The 6,694-nt window shown below is 66.4% G+C and carries 7 protein-coding genes and 1 pseudogene; all 8 read left to right on the forward strand.

The genetic code is table 11. The features are described from left to right. Window positions 1–555, forward strand: a pseudogene (locus tag VFA16_RS22560) (heat-inducible transcriptional repressor HrcA); the annotation flags it as partial. 71 nt (window positions 556–626) lie between these two features. Beyond that, complete coding sequence (gene dnaJ, locus VFA16_RS22565; protein WP_324969974.1) at window positions 627–1,790, forward strand: molecular chaperone DnaJ; 1,164 nt, start codon at window positions 627–629, stop codon at window positions 1,788–1,790. Between the two features lie 28 nt (window positions 1,791–1,818). After that, window positions 1,819–2,565: a 16S rRNA (uracil(1498)-N(3))-methyltransferase gene (locus VFA16_RS22570; RefSeq protein WP_324969975.1), complete on the forward strand. Its 747-nt coding sequence runs from the start codon at window positions 1,819–1,821 to the stop codon at window positions 2,563–2,565. Between the two features lie 181 nt (window positions 2,566–2,746). Beyond that, window positions 2,747–3,787, forward strand: a complete 1,041-nt coding sequence (locus VFA16_RS22575; RefSeq protein ID WP_324969976.1) for a PhoH family protein — start codon at window positions 2,747–2,749, stop codon at window positions 3,785–3,787. A gap of 11 nt (window positions 3,788–3,798) precedes the next feature. After that, the gene (ybeY, locus tag VFA16_RS22580; protein ID WP_324969977.1) at window positions 3,799–4,335 is read left to right on the forward strand and encodes an rRNA maturation RNase YbeY; all 537 of its coding nucleotides are present in this window, start codon (window positions 3,799–3,801) and stop codon (window positions 4,333–4,335) included. Next, the gene (locus tag VFA16_RS22585) at window positions 4,332–5,639 is read left to right on the forward strand and encodes a hemolysin family protein (RefSeq protein ID WP_324969978.1); all 1,308 of its coding nucleotides are present in this window, start codon (window positions 4,332–4,334) and stop codon (window positions 5,637–5,639) included. Before ybeY ends, VFA16_RS22585 begins: the two co-directional genes overlap by 4 nt. Then, window positions 5,611–5,955 (forward strand): cytidine deaminase, encoded by a 345-nt coding sequence (locus VFA16_RS22590; RefSeq protein WP_324969979.1) that lies wholly within the window; start codon window positions 5,611–5,613, stop codon window positions 5,953–5,955. Before VFA16_RS22585 ends, VFA16_RS22590 begins: the two co-directional genes overlap by 29 nt. Before the next feature lie 12 nt (window positions 5,956–5,967). Next, window positions 5,968–6,694, forward strand: a 727-nt coding sequence (era, locus tag VFA16_RS22595) for a GTPase Era (protein WP_324969980.1), incomplete at its 3' end; no start/stop codon positions are given.

Genomic DNA, 6,694 nt, shown 5'->3' on the forward strand with positions numbered 1-6,694 from the left:
GACCAGCGCATCGTCGAACTCGGCGACGTGATCGACGACCACCAGCTGTCGCAGTTGCGCGACATGCTGTGCCAGGCACTGGAGGGCAAAAAACTCACCGCGGCATCGGCCGCCGTCGCAGAATTGGCCGAAGGTTTGGACGGCGCGGGCGGGCTGGGCGACGCCATCGGCCGGGCAGCAACCGTGTTGGTGGAATCGTTGGTGGAGCACAACGAAGAACGTCTGGTGATGGGCGGCACCGCGAACCTCACCCGCAACACCGCCGACTTCGGTGGCTCGTTGCGCTCGATCCTCGAAGCACTCGAGGAGCAGGTCGTGGTGCTGCGGCTGCTCGCCGCACAGCAAGAAGCCGGCAAGGTGACCGTGCGCATCGGTCATGAGAACGAGGCCGAGGAAATGGCGGCCGCGTCAGTGGTCTCCACCGCCTACGGCACTCAGGACACCATCTATGGGGGCATGGGTGTGCTGGGGCCGACCCGGATGGACTATCCGGGAACTATCGCTAGCGTGGCTGCGGTTGCTATGTATATCGGCGAAGTGCTGGGTGCTCGATGACCGCGCACCCGCTGCAGAACTTGTGGAAAGCCGCGTAACGCGGCCCGAAAGCGGCGTGGGAGAGGTTAGGCGTGGCACGCGATTATTACGGTCTGCTCGGCGTGAGCAAGAACGCCAGCGATGCGGAGATCAAACGCGCCTATCGAAAGCTGGCGCGCGAACTGCATCCCGACGTCAATCCAGACGAAGAAGCGCAGGCGAAGTTCAAAGAAATCAGCATGGCCTACGAGGTGCTGTCTGACCCGGAGAAGCGCCGCATCGTCGACATGGGCGGCGACCCGATGGAGACAGCAGGGATGTCGGCGAACGGCTTCCCAGGCTTCGGCGGTCTCGGTGATGTGTTCGAAGCTTTCTTCGGTGGTGGGTTCGGCAGCGGCTTCGGCGCGGGTTCGTCATCCCGCGGGCCGACCGGGCGGGTCCGGCCGGGCTCGGACTCGCTGCTGCGGATGCGCTTAGACCTGGAAGAGTGCGCAACCGGCGTCACCAAGCAGGTCACCGTCGACACCGCGGTGCTGTGCGACCGCTGTCACGGCCGCGGCACCAACGGCAACTCCGGCCCCGTGCGCTGCGACACCTGCGGCGGTCGCGGCGAAGTCCAATCAGTCCAGCGGTCCCTGCTCGGCCAGGTGATGACATCGCGGCCGTGCCCGACCTGCCGCGGCGTTGGTGAGGTGATCCTCGACCCGTGTTACCAGTGCGGCGGCGACGGCCGCGTGCGGGCGCGTCGGGAGATCACCGTGAAGATTCCCGCCGGTGTCGGCAACGGGATGCGGGTGCGGCTGGCCGCCCAAGGTGAAGTGGGGCCGGGCGGGGGTCCCGCCGGTGACTTGTACGTGGAGGTGCACGAACAACCTCACGACATCTTCCTGCGCGACGGCGACCACCTGCACTGCACGATTGGGGTTCCGATGGTCGACGCGGCCATGGGCACCACGGTCATGATCGACGACATTCTCGACGGCCCCACCGAGGTCACTGTCCCGGCCGGTACGCAGCCGGGTTCGACGATCACGCTGACCGGTCACGGAATGCCGCACCTTCGCTCCGGTGCCCGCGGCGACCTGTATGTGCACGTCGAGGTCGTCGTGCCGACGCATCTGGACAAACGTGACGCCGAACTGCTGCGCGAGTTCAAGAGCCGGCGCAGCCGTGACGTACCCGAAGTCCGGTCCGCCCACGGCAACGCTGGCGGCGGACTGTTCAGCCGGCTGCGTGAAACCTTCACCGGCCGCTAGCCGGCTCGCCGGTTCGTAAGCTCCGCCGGTGGTGGCGACCCTGTTCTACGTCGACGAGCTGCCCGACATCGGCGCGGTGGCCGTGGTCTGCGGCGATGAGGGGTTTCATGCCGCCACGGTGCGACGGATCCGTCCCGGGGAACACCTGACGCTCGGCGACGGCGTAGGTGGCCAGGCCAGCTGCGTGGTGGAGGACACCAGCCGCGACGGGCTGCAAGCCCGGGTGCTGAGCCGCTGGACGGTGGCGCCCGCGGCGCCGCCGGTGACGGTGGTGCAGGCGCTGCCGAAATCCGAGCGCTCGGAATTGGCGATCGAGCTGGCCACCGAGGCGGGCGCTGACGCGTTCCTGGCATGGCAGGCGGCGCGCTGTGTGGCCCGCTGGGACGGCGCGCGTGTCGACAAAGGTCTGCGCCGGTGGCGCGCCGCCGCCCGCTCGGCTGCCCGCCAATCCCGGCGCGCATATATCCCGCCGGTCGACGGGGTGATCTCTACCGCGGCGCTGGCCCAGCGGATCCGCGACGCGGTGGCCGCAGGCGCGACAGTGCTGGCGCTGCATGAGTCGGCCGCTGCTTTATTGACGGAAGTTCCGCTGGCACAGGCGAATTCGTTGATGCTCGTGGTCGGCCCCGAGGGCGGCATCGCAGACGAGGAGCTCACCGCGTTGACCGACGCGGGCGCGGTCGCGGTCCGGCTGGGTCCGACGGTGCTGCGAACGTCGAGTGCGGCTGCCGTGGCGTTGGGTGCCTTGGGTGTGTTGACATCGAGGTGGACCTGAAGTTTCGTCGCCGAGCCTGTAGATAGCGGGCTTGTCACTCGCACTTATGCACGCCAGTGACAGGTTCGATGCAGTCCGCGCTCGGGCGCTTCCGATCATTGGGGCATGACGGTGCTCGGCGGTAGACTGGCAAACCGATACATCTACCAGAAAAACGCAGAAAGCAGGCATTAGGCACCACGTGACGCCCCGCGAGACCAACGCTGCTGACCCGGCCTCGTCTCAGGTTCGCAGCAGCATCGACGTTCCGCCCGACCTCGTCGTGGGCCTGCTGGGTTCGGCTGACGAGAATCTGCGCGCACTTGAACGCACACTGGCTGCCGATCTGCATGCGCGCGGCAACGCCATCACCCTAACCGGTGAGCCGGCCGATGTTGCGCTGGCCGAACGGGTGATCGCCGAACTTGTCACGATCGTGGCCAGGGGCCAGCAATTGACACCGGAAGCGGTGCGCCACAGTGTGGGGATGCTGGTCGGCACCGGCAACGAGTCACCGGCTGAGGTGCTCACCCTGGACATCTTGTCGCGGCGCGGCAAGACAATTCGGCCCAAGACGCTCAATCAGAAGCACTACGTCGACGCGATCGATGCCCACACCATCGTGTTCGGGATCGGCCCGGCCGGCACTGGAAAAACGTATCTGGCGATGGCCAAGGCGGTCAACGCGCTACAGAGCAAAGAGGTCACTCGCATCATTTTGACGCGGCCCGCCGTGGAAGCCGGTGAGCGCCTTGGCTTCTTGCCGGGCACCCTGAACGAGAAGATCGATCCCTATCTGCGGCCGCTGTATGACGCGCTCTACGACATGATGGATGCCGAGCTGATCCCGAAGCTGATGGCTGCTGGCGTCATTGAGGTGGCGCCGCTCGCGTATATGCGGGGTCGCAGCTTGAATGACGCGTTCATCATTCTCGACGAGGCGCAGAACACCACGGCCGAGCAGATGAAGATGTTCCTTACCAGGCTGGGCTTTGGCTCGAAAGTCGTTGTCACCGGCGATGTTACGCAAATCGACCTGCCGGGAGGCGCTACCTCGGGTCTGCGGGCTGCAGTCGACATCCTCGAGGGCATCGACGACATTCACATCTCGCACCTCACCAGCGCCGACGTGGTCCGCCATCGGCTGGTGTCCGAAATCGTCGACGCCTACGCCAAATACGAGGAACCCGGCCTGATGAACCGAGCCGCACGGCGCGCGTCGGGCGTGCGTCATCGCCGGTAACTGGTGAAGCCATGAGCATCGAGGTATCCAACGAGTCGGGAATCGACGTCTCCGAAGCCGAACTGGTCAGCGTCGCCCGGTTCGTGCTCGACAAGATGAGCGTCAATCCCGCCGCCGAGCTGTCGATGGTGCTGCTGGACACCGCCTCGATGGCCGACCTTCATATGCGGTGGATGGACCTCCCCGGGCCGACCGACGTGATGAGCTTCCCCATGGACGAGCTCGAGCCTGGGGGACGCCCCGACGCGCCGGAGCCGGGGCCCGGCATGCTCGGCGATATCGTGCTGTGCCCCGAGTTCGCCGCCGAGCAGGCCGCTGTGGCCGGTCATTCGCTGGGACACGAGCTGGCGTTGTTGACGATCCACGGTGTACTGCATCTGCTGGGTTACGACCATGCCGAGCCGGACGAAGAAAAAGAAATGTTCACCCTTCAGCAAGGGCTGCTTGAAGAATGGGTGGCCGAGCAGGTTGAGGCCTACCATCAGGACCGTCAACTCGAGCGGGACCGCCGGCTGCTCGACAAGTCGAGATATTTCGACGAACCGTGAATGAGCTTGCTCCGCTGCTCGGCGCGATCGTGTTGATCGGTTTGGGCGGGTCATTCGCCGCCATCGACGCCGCGATCAGCACCGTGTCGGTGGCCCGAGTCCACGAACTGGTGCGCGACGAGCGCACCGGCGCGGTGCGGCTGGCCAAGGTGATGGCCGATCGGCCAAGCTACATCAATCTCGTTGTGCTGCTGCGGATCGTCTGCGAGATCACCGCGACCGCGCTGCTGGTGGTCTTTTTCGTGCATAACCTCAGCCTGGACTGGGGGCTGTTCGCTGCCGCGGCGATCATGGTGGCGACGAGCTTCATCGTCATCGGCGTCGGTCCACGCACCCTGGGCCGCCAGCATGCGTATTCGATCGCGTTGGCGGCCGCCTTTCCGCTGCAAGTGATTTCCTGGCTGCTGATGCCGATCAGCCGGCTGCTGGTGGTGCTGGGTAACGCGTTGACTCCGGGCCGCGGCTTCCGGAACGGACCCTTTGCCTCGGAGATCGAGTTGCGTGAAGTCGTCGACCTGGCCCAGCAGCGCGGCGTCGTCGCCGCCGACGAGCGCAAGATGATCGAGTCCGTCTTCGAACTTGGCGACACACCGGCCCGCGAAGTGATGGTGCCGCGCACCGAGATGATCTGGATCGAAAGCGACAAATCGGCACGCCAAGCGATCACGCTGGCGGTGCGCAGCGGCCACTCGCGGATTCCGGTGGTCGGAGAGAACGTCGACGACATCGTCGGCGTGGTCTATCTGAAAGACCTTGTCAAAGAGACCTATTACCCGACCAACGGGAGCCGCGACACCACCGTCGCGCACGTGATGCGCCCGGCAGTGTTCGTGCCGGACTCCAAGCCGCTGGACGCGCTGCTGCGGGAAATGCAGCGCGACCGCAACCACATGGCGCTGCTGGTCGACGAGTACGGCGCAATCGCCGGCCTGGTGACGATTGAGGACGTCCTCGAGGAAATCGTCGGCGAAATCGCCGACGAGTACGATGAAGCCGAGACGGCCCCAGTGGAAGACCTGGGCGACAACCGCTTTCGGGTATCGGCGCGGCTGCCGATCGAGGACCTCGGCGAGCTGTACGGCGTCGAGTTCGAGGAGGACCTCGACGTCGACACGGTCGGCGGTCTGCTGGCGCTGGAGCTGGGCCGGGTTCCGCTGCCCGGCGCCGAGGTGGTGTCCCACGGGTTGCGAATGCACGCCGAAGGTGGCCCAGACCATCGCGGGCGGCTGCGGATCGGTACGGTCTTGCTGAGCCGCGCGGACACCGACGGCCAGCATGGTAGGGAGACCAACGGCGATGGCTGAGCAGCTCGACAGCGAGGACGCCAAGCTGGTGACGCTGGCGCGGGCGGCGATGGCCCGCGTCGAAGCCGCCAGCGGCGCCGCGGTCCGCGATGTCGACGGCCGCACCTACGCCGGTGCGCCCGTGGGCTTGTCGGCGCTGCAGCTGACCGCGCTGCAGTCCGCCGTGGCCGCCGCAGTTTCCAGCGGCGCGACCGGGTTGGAGGCCGCCGTGCTGGTCGGTGGCTCCGCCGACGACGCCGGCATCGCCGCGGTGCGCGAACTGTCGCCGACGGCGGTGGTGATCGTCACCGACCGCGCCGGTGCCGTGGTGGCATGACCGCCGGACCCGATGACTGAATTCCATTCCGGCTTCGTATGTTTCGTCGGCCGGCCGAATACCGGCAAGTCGACGCTGATGAACAGGCTGGTCGGCTCGAAGGTGGCGATCACGTCGACCCGACCGCAGACCACCCGGCACACCATTCGCGGCATCGTGCACCGGGAGAACTTCCAGATCGTGCTGGTGGACACTCCCGGGCTGCATCGGCCCCGCACCTTGCTGGGCAAGCGGCTCAACGACCTGGTCCGCAATACCTACGCCGAAGTCGACGCCATCGGGCTGTGCATTCCCGCCGACGAGGCGATCGGCCCGGGGGACAGGTGGATTCTCGAGCAGATCCGCTCCGTTGCGCCGAAGACCACCCTCATCGTCGTCGTCACCAAGGTCGACAAGGTGCCCAGGGACAAGGTGGCCGCCCAACTGGCGGCGGTCGGCGAATTCGTCGGGTCCGGCACCGAGATCGTCCCGGTCTCCGCGGTGACCGGCGAGCAGGTCGATGTGTTAATCGACGTGCTGGCCGCCGGGCTTCCGCCCGGACCGGCGTACTACCCCGATGGCGAGCTGACCGACGAACCGGAAGAGGTTCTGATGGCGGAGTTCATCCGCGAGGCCGCTTTGGAGGGTTTGGGCGACGAGTTGCCGCATTCGTTGGCGGTGGTGATCGACGAAGTCACTCCCCGGGAAGGCCGCGACGACCTGATCGACGTGCACGCCCTGCTCTATGTCGAGCGCGAGA

This window comes from Mycobacterium sp., from assembly GCF_035653355.1.
In the GTDB taxonomy this organism is placed as follows: domain Bacteria; phylum Actinomycetota; class Actinomycetes; order Mycobacteriales; family Mycobacteriaceae; genus Mycobacterium.